Genomic DNA, 16,828 nt, shown 5'->3' with positions numbered 1-16,828 from the left:
ACCCAGCCCCACGAACCCGAGACGACACACAGCACACCCCCCACCCAGCCCCACAAACCCGCGGCCGCCAACGGCGAGCACGCCCCACAGGGGCCACCCGCACCCGACGACGAATTCCGCACGGGCGGTGCGGGTGGGAGACAACCGGCCGAAGGCGAAGCCGAGGCCGGACACGGACGCACCCCGCGTCACATCGAGGGCCTCCTGCTCGGCCTGGCGGCAGGCGACGCCGCCGGCTGGCCCGCCGCCCGCCACAGAGCCGCCCGTATGCCCGACTGGACCCGCCGCCTCACCCGCGAACTCGACACCTTCGCCGAACACAACGCCACCACCACCCTCCCCGTCCCCATCGCCCTCAACCAACCCCCCGAACCCCTCCGCCTCGGCCCCTCCGACGACGCGGAATGGGCAGCCTTCGCCGCAGAAGCCGTACTCAGGGCCGGCGACGACACCGCCCTCGGCGACCTCAGCCGAGAACGCCGCACCCGCGCCGCCATCGACCTGACCTGGAACGCCGTGGCCGGCGAGGTCGCCGCGGCAGCGGAGCGCGCCCCGGAGGTCGAGTCGGCGATCCTCCCCCTGCGCGCCCGCATCTCCGTCCGCGCCGGCCTCGGCAACCTCGCCGCCGGCCTGCGCCCGCCCGCCACCGGCCACGACAACCCGCACTACTTCGACGACGCGGCCTGCGTCAGGGCCTGCGTCCTCGCCGTGGCCCACCCCGGCGACCCCCACCGCGCCGCCGACCTCGCCGAGTTCGACGCCCGCTACACCCAGGACGGCGACGGAGTCCACGGCGCAAGGGCGATGGCGGCGGCCGTGGCACTGGCCCTGACCGGCGCACGAACGAAGACCTGCGTGGCAGCCGCACTCACCGAACTCCCCGAGGAGACGGAGATCGGCCGAAACGCCCGCCACGCACTGCACCTCGCGCACTCCGCCGGCAGCGCCTTCGCCCTGATCCCCCTCCTCGAGCACCAGATCGTCGACCACGTCTACAGCTACGGCATCGCCGCCGCCGAAACGGTGCCGGTCGCCCTGGCCCTCACGGTCGCCGCGGACGGCCGTATCGCCGATGCGGTCCCCGCTGCCGCGTGCCTGTCCCGGGTCGCCGACTCGGCACCGGCCCTGGCGGGCGCGCTGACCGGCGCACTGGGCGGCGGTACGTCGATCCCGGCGACCTGGCGCGAGGCATGCCGCACCCTCTCCGGCTGCGTCCTCCCCCGGCTCACCGGCACCGACCTGGTGGAACTCGCCGAACTCCTGGAAGCCACGCAACCGGCCCGACCAGGAGGATGATTCGGGGCATGACGCCCAAAGCAGAAGAAAGCAGTGGACCGCGTCTCGACGAACGGATCACCGGCGCCCTGGTCGGCGCGGCGGTCGGCGACGCCCTCGGCGGGCCGGTGGAGGGCTACTCCCCCGACCAGATCCTCCAGCGCCACGGCGGCCGCGTCCACGGCATCGTCGGCCCCTGGAACGGCGATGCCTGGCGCACGGCCCGCCCCATCGCGCCGTACCACAAGGGCGACGGGCACGTCACCGACGACACCTTGATGACGCACGCGCTGGTACGGGCGTACGCCACGGTCCGCGACCACCTGGACGCGTACGCCCTCGCCGACCACGTGGTCCCGGACCTGATGACCAACCCGCGCTGGATCCCGGAGCTGGAGGCGCAGGCCCTCCCCCTCCACCGTGTCTTCCTGGCGGAGAAGTGGCTGGTGACCCGCCTCCACTACGGCCATGTGGACCCGCGCGAGGCCGGCGTCGGCAACATCGTCAACTGCGGCGCGGCGATGTACATGGCCCCGGTCGGCCTGGTCAACGCGGCCGACCCGAGGGCCGCGTACGCCGAGGCCCTGGACATCGCGGGCGCGCACCAGTCGTCGTACGGCCGTGAGGCGGCGGGCGTCTTCGCCGCGGCGGTGGCGGCGGCGTGCGCGCCCGCGGCGACACCGGACTCGGTCGTCTCGGCCTGTCTGTCCTTGGCGAAGGACGGGACGCGGGCGGCGATCGAGACGGTCTGCGACACGGCGGGCCGGTACACGGACTTCGAGTCGGCCCTCGCCCCGCTCCGGGCGGCGGTCACCCCGTACGACACGGTGGGCCCCGACTACCGGCAGCCCTCCCTCGGCGCCCGCCGCCCCTCCCGTCTGCATGCCATCGAGGAACTCCCCGTCGCCCTGGGCATGCTGGTGGTCGCGAACGGCGACTTCCGCCAGGCGGTTCTGGGCGCGGTGAACTACGGCCGCGACTGCGACTCGATCGCGACGATGGCCGGCGCCGTGGCCGGTGCCCTGGGCTCGCCGGTCCCCGAGGACTGGTCGAAGGCGGTCGCAGAGGCCAGCCGTCTCGACCTGTGGGAGCCGCCCCGCACGCTGACCGAGGTGGCGAGGGAGATCCACGACCGGGACGTGGCACGCCGCCGGGCCCACGAAGCGGCGTTCACCGCGCTGGAGGGCCGACCGTGCTCCGACTGACCTGGGTCCAGCCGGAGGACCTGCTCGGACACGAGCTGCGCCAGGCGGCTCTGGACGGCCGGGAGCCGTCGAGAATCGCGGAGAGATGGCGGTCGGCGGGCGGCGAGGAGGCTCCGCCGCGGGCCGGGGCGTCGACGCAGCAGGCGTCGAGGTATCTGCGGACGCTGGCGGAGGATCTGCTGGACGAACTGGCGGACCTGCCCAGCCGGTTGAAGGACGACGAGCCGACGGACCTGGACAGGATCAAGTCCCTGTGCCCGGACTGGCCGGCCGCCCCCGCGGCCACCGCCACCGCACCCCCCGCACTCACCACACCCCCCGCACCCACCCGCTACGAGGCCGCCTGGCTCGGCCGGGCGGTCGGCTGCCTCCTGGGCAAACCCGTGGAGAAGCTCCCCCTGGAAGCCATCCGCCGACTGGCCGGAGCCACCGGCAACTGGCCCCTGACCACCTACTTCACCGCTCGCGGCGTCCCCGCGGACCTCCTCGCCGCCCACCCCTGGAACCGCCGCTCGGCCGCCACCTCCCTCGCCGAGAACATCGACGGCATGCCCGAGGACGACGACCTCAACTACCCCCTCCTCGGTCTCCTCCTGCTCCAACGCCACGGCAGGGCCTTCACCACCACGGACGTGGCCCGCCTCTGGCTCGACGAGCTGCCGGCCGGCCGTACCTTCACCGCCGAACGCATCGCCTACCGCAATCTCCTCACCGGCATCGAACCCCCGCACACGGCCCGCCACCGCAACCCCTTCCGCGAGTGGATCGGCGCCCTCATCCGCGCGGACGTCCACGGCTGGACCAACCCCGGCGACCCGGCCGCCGCGGCCGAACAGGCCCACCGCGACGCCACCCTCACCCACACCGCCAACGGCGTCTACGCGGCGATGTTCACGGCGGCCGTCATCGCACAGGCGGCGACAGCGACCGGCCCCGACGCCGTCCACACCTGTCTGCGCACCGGTCTCACGGTGATCCCCCCGAACTCCCGCCTGGCCCGGGCCCTCCACCACGCCGTCGAGCTGGCCCGCACCCACGACGACTTCGACACGGTCGTCGACGCGCTCCACGTCACCCATGCGCCCTCCCACCACTGGGTGCACGCCGTCCCCAACACCGCCCTGATCGCCGCCGCGCTCACCCATGCGAACGGCGAATTCACGGGCTCCATCTGCCGTGCCGTGTCGGGCGGTTGGGACACCGACTCGGTCGGCGCGACGGCAGGCAGCATCGCCGCCCTCCTCGCCGGCTCCCCCGCCGCGCTCCCCGACCGCTGGACGGCCCCCCTCAAGAACCGCCTCGCCACCTCGGTCGCCGGCTTCAACGGCACCGGCTTCGACGCCCTGGCCAACCTCACCCATGAGCTCACGTCCTCGGAGGCCACTCGCCCATGACCGACATCGTCGTGCTCGGCAGCACGAACATGGACCTCGTCACCTATGTCGCAAAGGCCCCGCAGCGCGGCGAGACCGTGATGGGCCGGGAGTTCCGTACCGTCCCCGGCGGCAAGGGCGCCAACCAGGCCATCGCCGCCGCCCGCGCCGGCGGCAACGTCTCGATGATCGGCGCCGTCGGCAACGACGCCTTCGGCACCCGCCTGCGCTCCACGCTGGAGCACTCCGGTGTGGACACCGACGACCTCCGCACCGTCGAGGGCCCGTCCGGCACCGCGCACATCGTCGTGGACGACGACGGCGGCAACGCCATCGTCGTGATCCCCGGCGCGAACGGCACCCTCGACCACCTCAGCCCCGGCGACGAGGGCGTCATCGCCTCCGCCGGCACGCTGCTGCTCCAGCTGGAGATCCCGATCGCCGCGGTCCTCGCCGGCGCCCAGGCCGCCCGGCGCCACGACGTCCGTACGATCCTCACGCCGTCCCCCGCCCAGCCTCTGCCGGACGAACTCTGCGCCGCCGTGGACCTGTTGGTCCCGAACGAGCACGAGGCCACCACCCTCACCGGCCGTACCGACCCCCGGGAGGCGGCCGTCGGACTGCTCGACCTGGTGCCCGCGGTCGTCGTCACCCTGGGCGCGGCCGGCAGCCTGTACGTCAGCCGGGACACCGACCCGGTGACCGTGCCCGCCCCGCAGGTCACCGCCGTCGACTCGACCGGCGCCGGCGACACCTTCGTCGGCGCCCTCGCGGTGGCGCTCGGCGAAGGGCGGCCCATGCCCGAGGCCCTGGCCTGGGCGGCGGAGGCGGCCGCGCTGTCGGTGCAGCGGGAGGGCGCCACGGTGTCGATGCCGTACCGCCCCGAGATCGAGGAGCGACACGCCTCATGAACGCGCCCGGAAACCGGCCCGCCGACGCCCCGCTGACCGGCCTGCGCGTCCTCGACCTCGCCACCCTCTTCGCCGGCCCCCTCGCCGCAACGATGCTCGGTGACTTCGGTGCGGAGGTCATCAAGGTCGAGCACCCCGAGAAACCGGACCCCTCCCGGGGGCACGGACCGTCGAAGGACGGCGTGGGCCTGTGGTGGAAGGTGCTCGGCCGCAACAAGCGCACCATCGCCCTGAATCTCTCCAAGCCGGGCGGCCGCGCCACCCTGCTCCGACTGGCCGCGACCGCGGATGTCGTCATCGAGAACTTCCGCCCGGGCACGCTGGAGAAATGGGACCTCGGCTGGCCGGAGCTCTCCGCCGCCAACCCCCGTCTGGTCCTCACCCGCGTCACCGGCTTCGGCCAGTTCGGCCCCTGCGCCCACCGCCCCGGCTTCGGCACCCTCGCCGAGGCGATGAGCGGCTTCGCCGCGCTCACCGGCGAACCGGACGCGCCCCCGACGCTGCCGCCCTTCGGCCTCGCCGACTCCATCGCGGGCCTCGCGACCGCGTACGCGGTGATGACGGCACTGGCCGCCCGCGAGCGCACCGGAGAGGGTCAGGTCGTCGACATGGCGCTCATCGAGCCGATGCTGCTGGCCCTCGGCCCCCAGCCCACCTGGTACGACCAGCTCGGCTACGTCCAGGAACGCACCGGCAACCGCTCCGCCAACAACGCCCCGCGCAACACCTACCGCACCGCCGACGGCACCTGGGTCGCCGTCTCCACCTCCGCCCAGTCGATCGCCGAACGCGTGATGCACCTGGTCGGACGCCCCGACCTGATCGACGAGCCGTGGTTCGCGACGGGCGCCGACCGGGCCCGCCATGCCGACATCCTCGACAAGGCGGTCGGCGACTGGATCGCCCGCCACACCCGCGCCGACGTCCTCGCGGCCTTCGAGAAGGCGGAGGCGGCGGTGGCCCCGATCCAGGACGTACGGGACGTGATGACCGACCCCCAGTACGCGGCCCTCGGCACCATCACCACCGTCGACGACCCCGAGCTGGGCCCGCTGCGCATGCAGAACGTCCTCTTCCGCCTCTCCGCCACGCCCGGCACGATCCGCTGGGCCGGCCGCCCGCACGGCGCGGACACCGACGGCGTCCTGGCCGGCCTGGGCCTGGCCCCCGCCGAGCTGGCGGCGCTGCGCGAGGAGGGCAGCCTGTGACGCGGTTCCCCCTGACCTGGCTGTACGCCCCCGGCGACCGCCCCCATGTGGTGGCCAAGGCCCTGACATCCGGCGCCGACATCGTCATCGTCGACCTGGAGGACGCGGTGGCCCCGGACCGCAAGGACTACGCCCGCTCCGCCACCGCCGACCTGCTCTCCGAACCGGACCACCCCGTCCCGGTGCACGTCCGGGTGAACGCCTTGGACACCCAGGCGGCGGCCAAGGACCTGGAGGCACTGGCCACCCGCCCCGGCCTGTCCGGCATTCGGCTGCCCAAGGTGCGGTCCGCCGACCAGATCGTCCGCCTCGCGGAGACCACACCGGCGAGCGCGGGCGGCGCGGCACCGCTGCACGCCCTGCTGGAGTCGGCCCTGGGCATCGAGCGGGCGTACGCCATCGCCTCCGCCCACCCGTCCCTGCGCGGCATCGCCCTCGGCGAGGCGGATCTACGGGCCGACCTGGGCATCAGGGGCGACGCGGGCCTCGACTGGTCCCGCTCCCGCGTCGTCGTGGCGGCCAGGGCGGCCGGCCTGCCGCCACCGCCCCAGACGGTCCATCCCGACATCCGTGACCTGGAGGGCCTGGCGGCGACCTGCGCCCACGGCCGTGCCCTCGGCTTCCTCGGCCGGGCGGCCATCCACCCCCGCCAACTCCCGGTGATCGAACGGGCCTACCTCCCCACGGAGGAGGAACTGGAACAGGCGGAGACCATCATCAAGGCAGCGGCGACGAACCAGGGCGCCCAGGCCCTGCCGGACGGCAGCTTCATCGACGCGGCGGTGGTGGCGACGGCACAGCGCACTCTGTCCCTGGTCCACAGGCGTTCCTAGGCAGCTGAAGCCGAACTGCCGCTTCCTCTTCTCCGCCGCGGCGGAGAGCAACCACGACGGCGCGTTCCGGCGGTGCCGAACCCACGGAAGCCCACCGCCCACACGACGAAGGGCGCCCGGAGATCCCGAGCGCCCTCATCGCCGTACGGCCACGCCTCACGTCTGCTTCGTCGACCCGGCCTCGTCCTTGACGTCGTGCTTCACGTCGGCCTCGGCCTGGTCGTCGCCCTCGGCGCCCGGGTCCTCGTCGGACGCCTCGGCCGCACCCTCGGCTTCACCGCCGGAGGCAGCCGGTTCTACGACCTCTTCCCGGCCCGGCCGCTTCTTCGCCGACACCACGAGGTACGTCACCGCCAGCACGAACACGATCAGCGCGGTCCAGACGTTCAGCCGCACGCCCAGGATGTGGTGGGCGTCGTCGACACGCATGTACTCGATCCACGCGCGGCCCGAGCAGTACGCGGCGACGTACAGCGCGAAGGCCCGCCCGTGGCCCAGCTTGAAGCGGCGGTCGGCCCAGATCACCAGCAGCGCGACGCCGATGCACCACAGCGACTCGTACAGGAACGTCGGGTGGTAGGTGCCGGGCACCCGGCCGTCCGTGGAGGAGGTGATCTCCAGCGCCCACGGGAGATCGGTCGGCCGCCCGTACAGCTCCTGGTTGAACCAGTTGCCCCAGCGCCCGATCGCCTGGGCGAGGGCGATGCCGGGGGCGATGGCGTCGGCGTAGGCCGGCAGCGGGATGCCCCGGCGTCGGCAGCCGATCCAGGCACCCACCGCGCCGAGCGCGATGGCGCCCCAGATGCCGAGGCCGCCCTCCCAGATCTTGAAGGCGTCCACCCAGTCACGGCCCTCGCTGAAGTACAGCTCGTAGTCCGTGATCACGTGGTAGAGGCGTCCGCCGACCAGGCCGAACGGGACGGCCCAGACCGCGATGTCGGCCACCGTGCCGGCGCGCCCGCCCCGGGCGATCCAGCGTTTGTTGCCGAGCCAGACGGCTACGAAGACACCGATGATGATGCAGAAGGCGTAGCCGCGCAGCGGAATGGGACCGAGGTGGATCACCCCGCGCGACGGGCTGGGAATGTAGGCAAGTTCCATGGCAAGGTCGACGCTACCCTGCCGGGCGGCAGCGATGGCAGGCAGCCCGGCTACGGGTCCATAACAGGCAGCGCCGGAAGTCGGCCCCGGGCGGGGCTCATCCCTTGGCGGCCTCCTCCACCATCTGCTTGAGCTTGGCCGGCGTCATCGTCTGATCCTGGTAGATGTTCTTGCCGTTCAGCAGAACCGTCGGCGTGCCGCTGAAGCCGCCCTTCTTGAACGCCTCGTTGGACTTGTTGACCCAGCTGTTGTGGGTGCCGTCCTCGACGCACTTGCGGAAGGCGGGCGTGTCCAGGCCGTCGACCTTGGCCGCGAGCTCCAGCAGCTTGCTGTTCTCGGCGAAGGCGTCGTCCTGCTCGGGCGGCTGGTTCTGGTAGAGCACGTCGTGGTACGGCGTGAACTTCCCGGCGTCCTGGGCGCAGGCCGCGGCGTTCGCGGCGTTGCGCGAGCCGGTGCCGCCCATGCCGCCGTCGATGATCGTCGCCAGGTGGTAGTCGACTCTGAGTTTGCCGGCGTCCGTCAGCTCATGGATCGTCGACCTGTACGCCTCCTCGAAGGACTTGCAGGCCGGGCAGCGGAAGTCCTCCCAGACGGTGAGCGTCGACTTGGCGCTCTCCTCGCCCACCGGGATCGCGAGGCCGTCCTTGCCCTGTGCCCCCGAGGGCCCCACGACCGGCCCCGACGTATCGCTGCCGTCGTCCTTTCCGGCGTTCGCCGCGACGACTCCGATCACCGCCGCGAGTCCCAGCACGCAGACGACGCTCGCGCCGACGATCAGCGCGCGGCGCCGCTTTTCGGCGGCCTTCTGCTTGTCACGCTCGGCCGCCAGCCGCTCCCTGGCGGTCCGCTTTCCCTCACGATTCTGTTCGCTCACACCCGCAGAACGAACCGGGGAGGCGCAGCGCGCCTCCCCGGCCTCAGGTCCACCCGTTCGAGCGAGTCGTACGGAAGCCCCTTCTTCTGTTTAGATCCTCACCGCTGAGGGGGTGCTACGCCTGGCCGCGCACGCCCTTCGCAAGGTCACCGGCGAGCGCGCGGACGGCCTCGACACCGGCGGCGTCGTCCGGCGCGTCCAGCATCCGCTTGACGAAGGCCGAGCCGACGATCACTCCGTCGGCGAAGCCGGCGACCTCGGTGGCCTGGTCGGCGTTGGAGACGCCGAGCCCGACGCAGACGGGCAGGTCGGTGCCGGTGGCCCGGGTCCGCTCGACCAGGTCCTGCGCCTGCGCGCCGACGGACTCGCGGGTGCCGGTGACGCCCATCAGCGAGGCGGCGTAGACGAAGCCGCTGCCCGCCGCGGTGATCTGCGCGAGCCGCTCGTCCTTGCTGCTGGGCGCCACGACGAAGACCGTCGCGAGCCCGTGCTTCTCGGCGTGCTCCCTCCACAGCGCAGACTCCTGCACGGGCAGGTCGGGCAGGATGCAGCCCGCGCCGCCCGCCTCGGCCAGCTCGGCGGTGAATCGCTCGACCCCGTAGCGGTCGATGGGGTTCCAGTACGTCATGACAAGGATCGGCTTCCCGGTGGCCTGGTGGGCCTCCTTGACCGTCCGCATGACGTCAGCGATCTTGACACCGCCGCGCAGGGCGATGTCGTCGGCGGTCTGGATGACGGGGCCGTCGAGGACGGGGTCGCTGTGCGGCAGCCCGACCTCCACGACGTCCGCGCCCCCGTCGAGGGCGGCCTTGATCGCCTCGATGCCGCCGTCCACGGTCGGGAACCCGGCCGGGAGGTAGGCGATGAGCGCGGAGCGGCCCTCGGCCTTGGCGGCGGCGAGGGTGTCGGACAGCAGCTGAATGTTTCCGCTCACTTGGCGTCCCCCTCGATCTCCGCGCCGGTACCGGCCTCGTCCGCGGCGACGGCCGCGTCCGTGTCGTACAGGCCGAAGTACCGCGCGGCCGTGTCCATGTCCTTGTCACCGCGGCCGGACAGGTTGACGACGATCAGGCCGTCCTTGCCCAGCTCCCGGCCGACCTCCAGGGCGCCCGCGAGCGCGTGGGCGCTCTCGATCGCCGGGATGATGCCCTCGGTGCGGGACAGCAGGCGCAGGGCCTGCATCGCCGCGTCGTCCGTGACCGCGCGGTACTCACCGCGGCCGGAGTCCTTGAGGTAGGAGTGCTCCGGGCCGATGCCGGGGTAGTCCAGACCGGCCGAGATCGAGTACGGCTCGGTGATCTGGCCCTCCTCGTCCTGGAGGACGTAGGAGCGGGAGCCATGCAGGATGCCGGGCTCGCCGGCGGTCAGCGTGGCCGCGTGCTCACCGGTCTCGACGCCGTGCCCGGCGGGCTCGCAGCCGATGAGGCGTACGTCCGTGTCGGGGATGAAGGCGTGGAAGAGGCCGATGGCGTTGGAGCCGCCGCCGACGCAGGCGATGGCCGCGTCGGGGAGACGTCCGGCGCGCTCCAGGAGCTGGCGGCGGGCCTCGACGCCGATGACGCGGTGGAAGTCGCGGACCATGGCGGGGAAGGGGTGCGGGCCGGCGACCGTACCGAACAGGTAGTGGGTGCGGTCGACATTGGCGACCCAGTCGCGGAACGCCTCGTTGATGGCGTCCTTGAGGGTGCGGCTGCCGGACTTCACGGCGATGACCTCGGCGCCGAGCATGCGCATGCGGGCCACGTTGAGGGCCTGGCGCTGGGTGTCGATCTCGCCCATGTAGATGGTGCAGTCGAGGCCGAACAGGGCGCAGGCCGTCGCCGTGGCGACGCCGTGCTGGCCCGCGCCGGTCTCCGCGATCACCCGGGTCTTGCCCATGCGCTTGGTGAGCAGGGCCTGGCCGAGGACATTGTTGATCTTGTGGGAGCCGGTGTGGTTGAGGTCTTCCCGCTTCAGGAAGATCCGGGCGCCGCCCGCTTCCGCGGCGAAACGGGGGACCTCGGTGAGGGAGCTGGGGCGGCCGGTGTAGTTGACCAGGAGGTCGTCGAGCTCGCGGGCGAACTCCGGGTCGTGCTTGGCCTTGTCGTACTCGACGGCCACCTCGTCGACGGCGGCGACGAGGGCCTCCGGGATGAACTTGCCGCCGAACGCACCGAAGTAGCCTTCGGGGCTGGGGACCTGACCCTCCGGGTCGGGGATGAAGAAGTCGCTGGGCATGCGTGTACCTCACGGTGAGTGCGTGGAAAAGACACTAATCGCCGTGGGGCGGGGGGTCAGTCGGCTGCGGGCCGAATGTGGCTGGTCGCGCTCGCGCGGCGGTAGCCGCAAATCAAACAGAGCCCCGCGCCCCTGAAAGCCCGCTGCCATCGACGGCCGTTCACCTGCCCGGGTTCGTCACCGATGACGTACCTCACCCGGCGGCCGTGTACCCGGCGGGCCGGAGCACGGCAACCACGGGGACGACAGCCGCGCGCGAGGCGGGCGTGCCGGTCCAGGGTCGTCGCAGTGAGAGTCATCAGGGCCAACCCTACCGGGTGATCAACCGCGTCCGTGCCGGAGTGCGGGGTGCTCGCCCGCCGCCACCAGGTCGGAGACTGCGGACTTCGGGTCCTTGCCCGTGACCAGGGACTCGCCGACCAGGACCGCGTCGGCGCCGGCGTTGGCGTAGGCGATGAGGTCGTGGGGGCCGCGGACGCCTGATTCGGCGACCTTGACGAGGCCGGACGGGATTTCGGGGGCGACGCGCTCGAAGGTGCCGCGGTCGACTTCCAGGGTCTTCAGGTTGCGCGCGTTGACACCGATGACCTTGGCGCCGGCGTCCACGGCACGCTCGACCTCGTCCTCGTCGTGCACCTCGACCAGCGGGGTGAGGCCGATGGACACCGCGCGCTCGATCAGCGACTCCAGCGCCGACTGGTCAAGGGCCGCGACGATCAGCAGCGCGAGGTCGGCGCCGTATGCCCGCGCCTCCCACAGCTGGTACGACGTGACGATGAAGTCCTTGCGCAGGACCGGGATGTCCACGCGGGCGCGGACGGCCTCCAGATCGGCGAGCGAGCCGCCGAAGCGGCGCTGTTCAGTCAGGACCGAGATGACGGCCGCGCCGCCCGCCTCGTAGTCCGCGGCGAGCCCGGCCGGGTCGGCGATGGCGGCCAGCGCGCCCTTGGAGGGGCTGGAGCGCTTGACCTCGCAGATGACCTTGACGCCGTCGCCCTTGAGTGCGGCTACCCCGTCCTTGGCCGCGGGAGCCTTGGCCGCGCGCTCCTTGAGCTCGTCGAGGCTGACGCGCGCCTGCCGCTCCGCGAGGTCGGCACGGACTCCGTCGATGATCTCGTCGAGCACACTCACGCGAGCGGCCCCCTTCCAGACGGTTGACTATGAAAGCGGTACGAAACCTACGGTCACTCGATGGTATCCGCAGGAGGGCCAAGGCTTCGCATCCGGTTGACGCCGGTCCCTCCCCCACCCTTGATCAAGGATGCAGCCAGCCACCGAACGGCAGGTTCCGGACAACCGTGAAGACCAGCAGCAACGCCCCCGCCGCCCACAGCTGCACGGGCCCGGGATCGATCCTGAACGGGCGTCCGCGCGCCGCTTGGACCACCCACACGGTCCACAGCACGGCGAAGAGCGCGTAGCCGGCGACCGCCAGTGCGTTGTCCTGGAGGGCCGCGAGGAAGTCCCCGTGGACCACGGCGTGTGCGCTGCGCAGTCCGCCGCAGCCGGGGCAGTAGATGCCGGTGTACCGGAGGAGCGGACAGGCGGGGTAGTGGCCGGGCTCGTTCGGGTCAACGGCTCCGACGTAGGCGAAGGCGCCGGCGACGGCCGCGAGGACCCCGGCGGGGACGGCCAGCCGCCTCAGCGGGCCCTCCGGGCCGGATCGCGTCACGCTCTGGCCGTGGGTGTTCACGCCTCGCATTGTGCCTCGTGCGGGCGCCCACGCGCGCGTGAGGGCGGCCACCGGTACGTCGTGCACCGGTAGCCGCCCTCCGTGAGGTCGTAGGAGACCGCCCTGCGGGATCAGCCCTGGACGTCCGCCGTCTCACGCTTCTCCGCGAGGAGCACGTGCGAGTCCTTGGGCTGGCCGAGGCCCATGCCGCGCATGATCCAGCCGACGACGCCGCCGAGGATCACGACGCCCAGGCCGGCCCAGAAGCCCGCGGGCTGGGCCATCACCATGAAGGCGCCCGAGACGCAGAAACCGATGAAGGCGATCGTGACACCGGTCCAGGCGGCCGGGGTGTGACCGTGGCTGCTGCCCGCCATTGCTTGCTCCTCTTGCTGTGTACGTGTTGTACGTGGGTGAGCCGGTCGCTCGCTGTCATTGTCCCGCACGCGTGCGGCCGTGGTGATCGGGGGTAGTCCGAGCGATAAGACGCCGAGTACGGCAACGCCCCGAGGGGCGCGGGGCTGTATCGGCATGCGGCTCCGCCGCGTGGGCGCGACCGGCCCCCACCGACCCGCAGACAACTCACGGCCCGCTGGAGGGGGGCGATAAGAGGCCGAGCAATTCAACGCGAGTGGGACAACCCTCCAAGGGCCCCCACCGACCCGCACACAACACACGCCCCCGCGGAGCGCTACGTGGGGTCCTCACCCCGATCGAGCGCCTTCCAGAGTTCCTCGGGCCGGTCGGGGTCGGCGGTGGCCGGAGCCGTGCGACGCGGCCGAGGCGTGCCGTTGCGCTCGTAGCGGCCGGACATGCCGGGCCACAGCCGGCCGTAGCGCAGGGCCAGCAGTCCGGCGAGCAGGATCAGGGCACCGCCGACGGCCGCGACGTACGGCCAGGCGGTGTGGGTGAGGGCCTGGACGGTGGCCGAGGTGTCGCCGGAGGCCTGCGCGGCCTTCTCGTCCAGCGCGGAGCTGTCGGAGGCGCCGAGCAGGGCGGCGGCGACGGTGCCGGCGCCGGAGAGCGCGAGCAGGGCGGCGACCATGAAACGGCCTGCGCGGCGGACGGCGAAGACGGCGACGAGCGCGGCGAGCCCCACTATGGCCAGGGCCGCGGGGACGCCGGTGACGTCGCTGCCCTTGGCGATCAGGGGGAACGGGCCGCCGGCCACCGTCACGGTGCCCTCCGACCAGCGCTGCCGGGTCGAGAGCAGCGCGACGACCGCGCCCAGCGCGCCGCACAGCAGGGCTACGGCGAGGCTCATACGGCCGCCGCGGGCGGACCCGCGGGCTTCGGAACGGGGGTGCGGAACAGCAGTCACGTACTCCACTATCACCCGACCCCCGAGCGATCGGTCACCCGGGGTTCGGCTGAGGCGGCCACGAGGGTTCACCCGAGGCGGCCGCGCGGACACGCCCTGGGGCTCACTCGAGCCGGTTCGCGGTGTGGACGGCCCGCAGGACCGCTGCCGCCTTGTTCCGGCATTCGGTGTCCTCGGCGACCGGGTCGGAGTCGGCGACGATGCCCGCGCCCGCCTGGACGTAGGCCGTGCCGCCGCGCAGCAGGGCCGTACGGATGGCGATGGCGGTGTCGGAGTCGCCCGCGAAGTCGAGGTAGCCGACACAGCCGCCGTACAGCCCCCGGCGGGACGGTTCGAGTTCGTCGATGATCTGCATCGCCCGGGGCTTGGGCGCGCCGGAGAGGGTGCCGGCCGGGAAGCAGGCCGTCAGGACGTCGAAGGCCGTGCGGCCTGGTGCCACGCGTCCTGTGACCGTCGAGACGATGTGCATCACGTGCGAGTACCGCTCGATGGACATGAAGTCGACGACCTCGACCGAGCCGGGCTCGCAGACCCGCCCCAGGTCGTTGCGGCCCAGGTCGACCAGCATGAGGTGCTCGGCGCGCTCCTTGGGGTCGGCGAGGAGTTCGTCGGCGAGGGCCTGGTCCTCCTGCGGGGTGGCGCCGCGCCACCGGGTGCCGGCGATGGGGTGGACCATCGCCTGTCCGTCCTCGACCTTCACGAGGGCCTCGGGCGACGATCCGACGACGTCGAAGCCGTCGAAGCGGAACAGGTACATGTACGGGGAGGGGTTGGTCGCCCGGAGCACCCGGTAGACGTCCAACGCGCTTGCCGTGCACGGTGTTTCGAAGCGCTGGGAGGGGACGACCTGGAAGGCCTCGCCGGCCCGGATGCGCTCCTTGATGTCCTCGACGGCCGCCTGGAAGTCCTCGCCGCCCCACAGCGCGGTGTACTCGGGGAGCTCGGAGGGCGGGAGCACGGCGGGCGGCTGGGCGACCGCGCGCGAGAGGTCGGCCTCCATGGCGTCGAGGCGGGCGATCGCGTCGGCGTAGGCCTCGTCGACGCCCGTGTCGAGGTCGTTGTGGTTGATCGCGTTGGCGATCAGCAGGACCGAGCCCTCCCAGTGGTCCATGACGGCGAGGTCGCTGGTGAGCAGCATGGTCAGCTCGGGAAGCCCCAGGTCGTCCCGCTCGCCGGGGCCGATCTTCTCCAGGCGGCGCACGATGTCGTAGCCCAGGTAGCCGACCATGCCGCCGGTGAAGGGCGGCAGGCCCAGGTCGTGGGCCAGGTCGCGAGGGGTGTGCAGGGCCTCGATGGTGGCGCGCAGGGCGGCGAGCGGGTCGCCCTCGGCGGGGACGCCGACGGGCGGGGTACCGAGCCAGTGGGCCTGTCCGGCGCGCTCGGTGAGGGTCGCCGCGGACCGGACGCCGACGAACGAGTAGCGGGACCAGGAGCGGCCGTTCTCCGCGGACTCCAGCAGGAACGTGCCCGGGCGCTCGGCGGCGAGCTTGCGGTACAGGGCGACCGGGGTGTCGCCGTCGGCGAGGAGCTTGCGTGTGACCGGGATGACGCGCCGGTCGGTGGCGAGCTTGCGGAAGGTCTCAAGGTCCATGGCGGCTGACCCTACTGATCCGAGGCGGGTGCGCCGGAACCTGCGCCGTCCTTGAGCAGCACGTCCTCGTCGAAGCAGGTCCGCGCGCCCGTGTGGCAGGCGGCGCCGACCTGGTCGACCCGGACGAGCACGGTGTCGGCGTCGCAGTCGAGGGCGACGGACTTCACCCACTGGAAGTGGCCGGAGGTGTCGCCCTTGACCCAGTACTCCTGGCGGCTGCGCGACCAGTAGGTGCAGCGGCCGGTGGTGAGCGTCCGATGCAGCGCCTCGTCGTCCATCCAGCCCAGCATCAGCACCTCTCCGGTGTCGTACTGCTGGGCGATGGCGGGCAGGAGCCCGTCCGCGCTGCGCTTGAGGCGTGCGGCGATCTCGGGGTCCAGCCCACTGGGCCGGCGGGGCGTGCTGGTGGTCATGCAAGCCATTGTGCCGCCTGCCACTGACAGTGACGGTCCGATGTCCACTTCGTGGATGCGGGCGACGGGTGGGCGGACCTGATACGCGGTCGTAGGCTGACTGCATGTCGACCTTCGCCAAGCGTGAACGACTTCTCATGGCCGACCTCTTGGAGGCCGAGGGCCCGGACGCCCCCACCCTCTGTGAGGGCTGGACGACCCGTGACCTGGCCGCGCACGTGGTGGTGCGCGAGCGCCGCCCGGACGCTGCCGCCGGCATTCTGATCAAGCAGCTCGGACCACGGCTGGACAAGGCGATGGAGGAGTTCGCGGCGAAGCCGTACGAGGAGCTGATCCAGCTCATCCGCACCGGCCCGCCGCGCTTCTCGCCCTTCCAGCTCAAGCAGATCGACGAGGCGTCGAACACGATCGAGTTCTACGTCCACACCGAGGACGTCCGCCGCGCCCAGCCGGACTGGACGCCCCGCGAACTCGACCCGGTCTTCCAGGACGCCCTCTGGTCCCGCCTGGAGCGCTCCGCCCGCCTGATGGGCCGCACCGCGCCCACCGGCCTGGTGCTGCGCCGCCCCGACGGCCAGACAGCGGTCGCCCACAAGGGCACCCCCGTCGTCACGGTGACCGGCGAGCCCTCGGAACTGCTCCTGTTCGCCTACGGCCGCCAGAGCGCCGCCAAGGTCGAACTGGACGGCGACAAGGAAGCCATCGCGAAGCTGCACGAGGGGAAGCAGCTGGGGATCTAGCTGTATTGATCACGAGCGTTGTTAACACTGCCCGGGCTTGATCATGGCGAAGGCCCCCGTGTGTGGTGGAGGTATCGAATCTTCACCGCACGGA

The 16,828-nt window shown here is 72.3% G+C and carries 18 protein-coding genes; 7 read left to right on the top strand and 11 right to left on the bottom strand.

Annotation, left to right across the window (positions count from 1 at the left end):
- The 6 genes from KUM44_RS20145 to KUM44_RS20120 form a co-directional block, all read left to right on the top strand.
- Nucleotides 1-1,296 (top strand): ADP-ribosylglycohydrolase family protein (locus tag KUM44_RS20145; protein ID WP_254389792.1); only part of this gene is annotated, 1,296 nt, incomplete at its 5' end.
- 8 nt (nt 1,297-1,304) lie between these two features.
- Complete coding sequence (locus KUM44_RS20140; protein ID WP_217209565.1) at nt 1,305-2,480, top strand: ADP-ribosylglycohydrolase family protein; 1,176 nt, start codon at nt 1,305-1,307, stop codon at nt 2,478-2,480.
- Nucleotides 2,468-3,874 (top strand): ADP-ribosylglycohydrolase family protein, encoded by a 1,407-nt coding sequence (locus KUM44_RS20135; RefSeq protein WP_217209563.1) that lies wholly within the window; start codon nt 2,468-2,470, stop codon nt 3,872-3,874. The genes KUM44_RS20140 and KUM44_RS20135 overlap by 13 nt, the downstream gene beginning before the upstream one ends.
- Nucleotides 3,871-4,764, top strand: coding sequence for a ribokinase (gene rbsK / locus KUM44_RS20130; RefSeq protein WP_217209561.1), 894 nt, complete (start codon nt 3,871-3,873; stop codon nt 4,762-4,764). Before KUM44_RS20135 ends, rbsK begins: the two co-directional genes overlap by 4 nt.
- Entirely contained in the window at nt 4,761-5,972 is a 1,212-nt protein-coding gene (locus tag KUM44_RS20125) for a CaiB/BaiF CoA-transferase family protein (RefSeq protein WP_217209559.1), read from the top strand. The genes rbsK and KUM44_RS20125 overlap by 4 nt, the downstream gene beginning before the upstream one ends.
- Nucleotides 5,969-6,805, top strand: a complete 837-nt coding sequence (locus KUM44_RS20120; RefSeq protein ID WP_217209557.1) for a CoA ester lyase — start codon at nt 5,969-5,971, stop codon at nt 6,803-6,805. The genes KUM44_RS20125 and KUM44_RS20120 overlap by 4 nt, the downstream gene beginning before the upstream one ends.
- Nucleotides 6,806-6,961: 156 nt before the next feature.
- Here KUM44_RS20120 and lgt read toward each other — a convergent pair whose 3' ends face one another.
- From lgt to hisI, 11 genes are all read right to left on the bottom strand, one after another.
- Entirely contained in the window at nt 6,962-7,906 is a 945-nt protein-coding gene (gene lgt / locus KUM44_RS20115; RefSeq protein WP_217209555.1) for a prolipoprotein diacylglyceryl transferase, read from the bottom strand.
- 97 nt (nt 7,907-8,003) lie between these two features.
- A complete protein-coding gene (locus KUM44_RS20110; RefSeq protein ID WP_217209553.1) occupies nt 8,004-8,780 on the bottom strand; it encodes a thioredoxin domain-containing protein in 777 nt (258 codons plus the stop codon).
- Nucleotides 8,781-8,895: 115 nt separating this feature from the next.
- Nucleotides 8,896-9,714 carry a tryptophan synthase subunit alpha gene (gene trpA / locus KUM44_RS20105; protein ID WP_217209551.1) on the bottom strand — a complete coding sequence of 273 codons (819 nt, stop codon included), beginning with the start codon at nt 9,712-9,714 and terminating at the stop codon, nt 8,896-8,898.
- The gene (trpB, locus tag KUM44_RS20100) at nt 9,711-10,997 is read right to left on the bottom strand and encodes a tryptophan synthase subunit beta (protein WP_217209549.1); all 1,287 of its coding nucleotides are present in this window, start codon (nt 10,995-10,997) and stop codon (nt 9,711-9,713) included. The genes trpA and trpB overlap by 4 nt, the downstream gene beginning before the upstream one ends.
- A 56-nt stretch (nt 10,998-11,053) precedes the next feature.
- Nucleotides 11,054-11,296, bottom strand: coding sequence for a tryptophan biosynthesis modulator TrpM (trpM, locus tag KUM44_RS47600; RefSeq protein ID WP_374202054.1), 243 nt, complete (start codon nt 11,294-11,296; stop codon nt 11,054-11,056).
- 22 nt (nt 11,297-11,318) lie between these two features.
- Nucleotides 11,319-12,128, bottom strand: coding sequence for an indole-3-glycerol phosphate synthase TrpC (trpC, locus tag KUM44_RS20095; protein ID WP_217209546.1), 810 nt, complete (start codon nt 12,126-12,128; stop codon nt 11,319-11,321).
- Nucleotides 12,129-12,252: 124 nt separating this feature from the next.
- Nucleotides 12,253-12,699 (bottom strand): DUF2752 domain-containing protein, encoded by a 447-nt coding sequence (locus tag KUM44_RS20090; RefSeq protein WP_217209544.1) that lies wholly within the window; start codon nt 12,697-12,699, stop codon nt 12,253-12,255.
- A gap of 101 nt (nt 12,700-12,800) precedes the next feature.
- On the bottom strand, nt 12,801-13,046 hold the full coding sequence (locus KUM44_RS20085) for an HGxxPAAW family protein (RefSeq protein ID WP_217209543.1): 246 nt from the start codon (nt 13,044-13,046) through the stop codon (nt 12,801-12,803).
- Between the two features lie 314 nt (nt 13,047-13,360).
- A complete protein-coding gene (locus KUM44_RS20080) occupies nt 13,361-13,999 on the bottom strand; it encodes a TIGR02234 family membrane protein (RefSeq protein ID WP_217209542.1) in 639 nt (212 codons plus the stop codon).
- Nucleotides 14,000-14,093: 94 nt separating this feature from the next.
- A complete protein-coding gene (locus KUM44_RS20075) occupies nt 14,094-15,581 on the bottom strand; it encodes an anthranilate synthase component I (protein ID WP_217209541.1) in 1,488 nt (495 codons plus the stop codon).
- Nucleotides 15,582-15,592: 11 nt separating this feature from the next.
- A complete protein-coding gene (gene hisI, locus KUM44_RS20070; protein WP_217209540.1) occupies nt 15,593-16,003 on the bottom strand; it encodes a phosphoribosyl-AMP cyclohydrolase in 411 nt (136 codons plus the stop codon).
- 95 nt (nt 16,004-16,098) lie between these two features.
- On the opposite strand from hisI, the gene KUM44_RS20065 reads away from it, so the two are divergent.
- Complete coding sequence (locus KUM44_RS20065; RefSeq protein ID WP_217209539.1) at nt 16,099-16,734, top strand: TIGR03085 family metal-binding protein; 636 nt, start codon at nt 16,099-16,101, stop codon at nt 16,732-16,734.
- Nucleotides 16,735-16,828 lie beyond the last annotated feature (94 nt).

The sequence above is a fragment of the Streptomyces sp. AC550_RSS872 genome (assembly GCF_019049285.1).
Lineage (GTDB): Bacteria > Actinomycetota > Actinomycetes > Streptomycetales > Streptomycetaceae > Streptomyces.
This window is presented reverse-complemented; position numbering and strand designations above follow the sequence as displayed.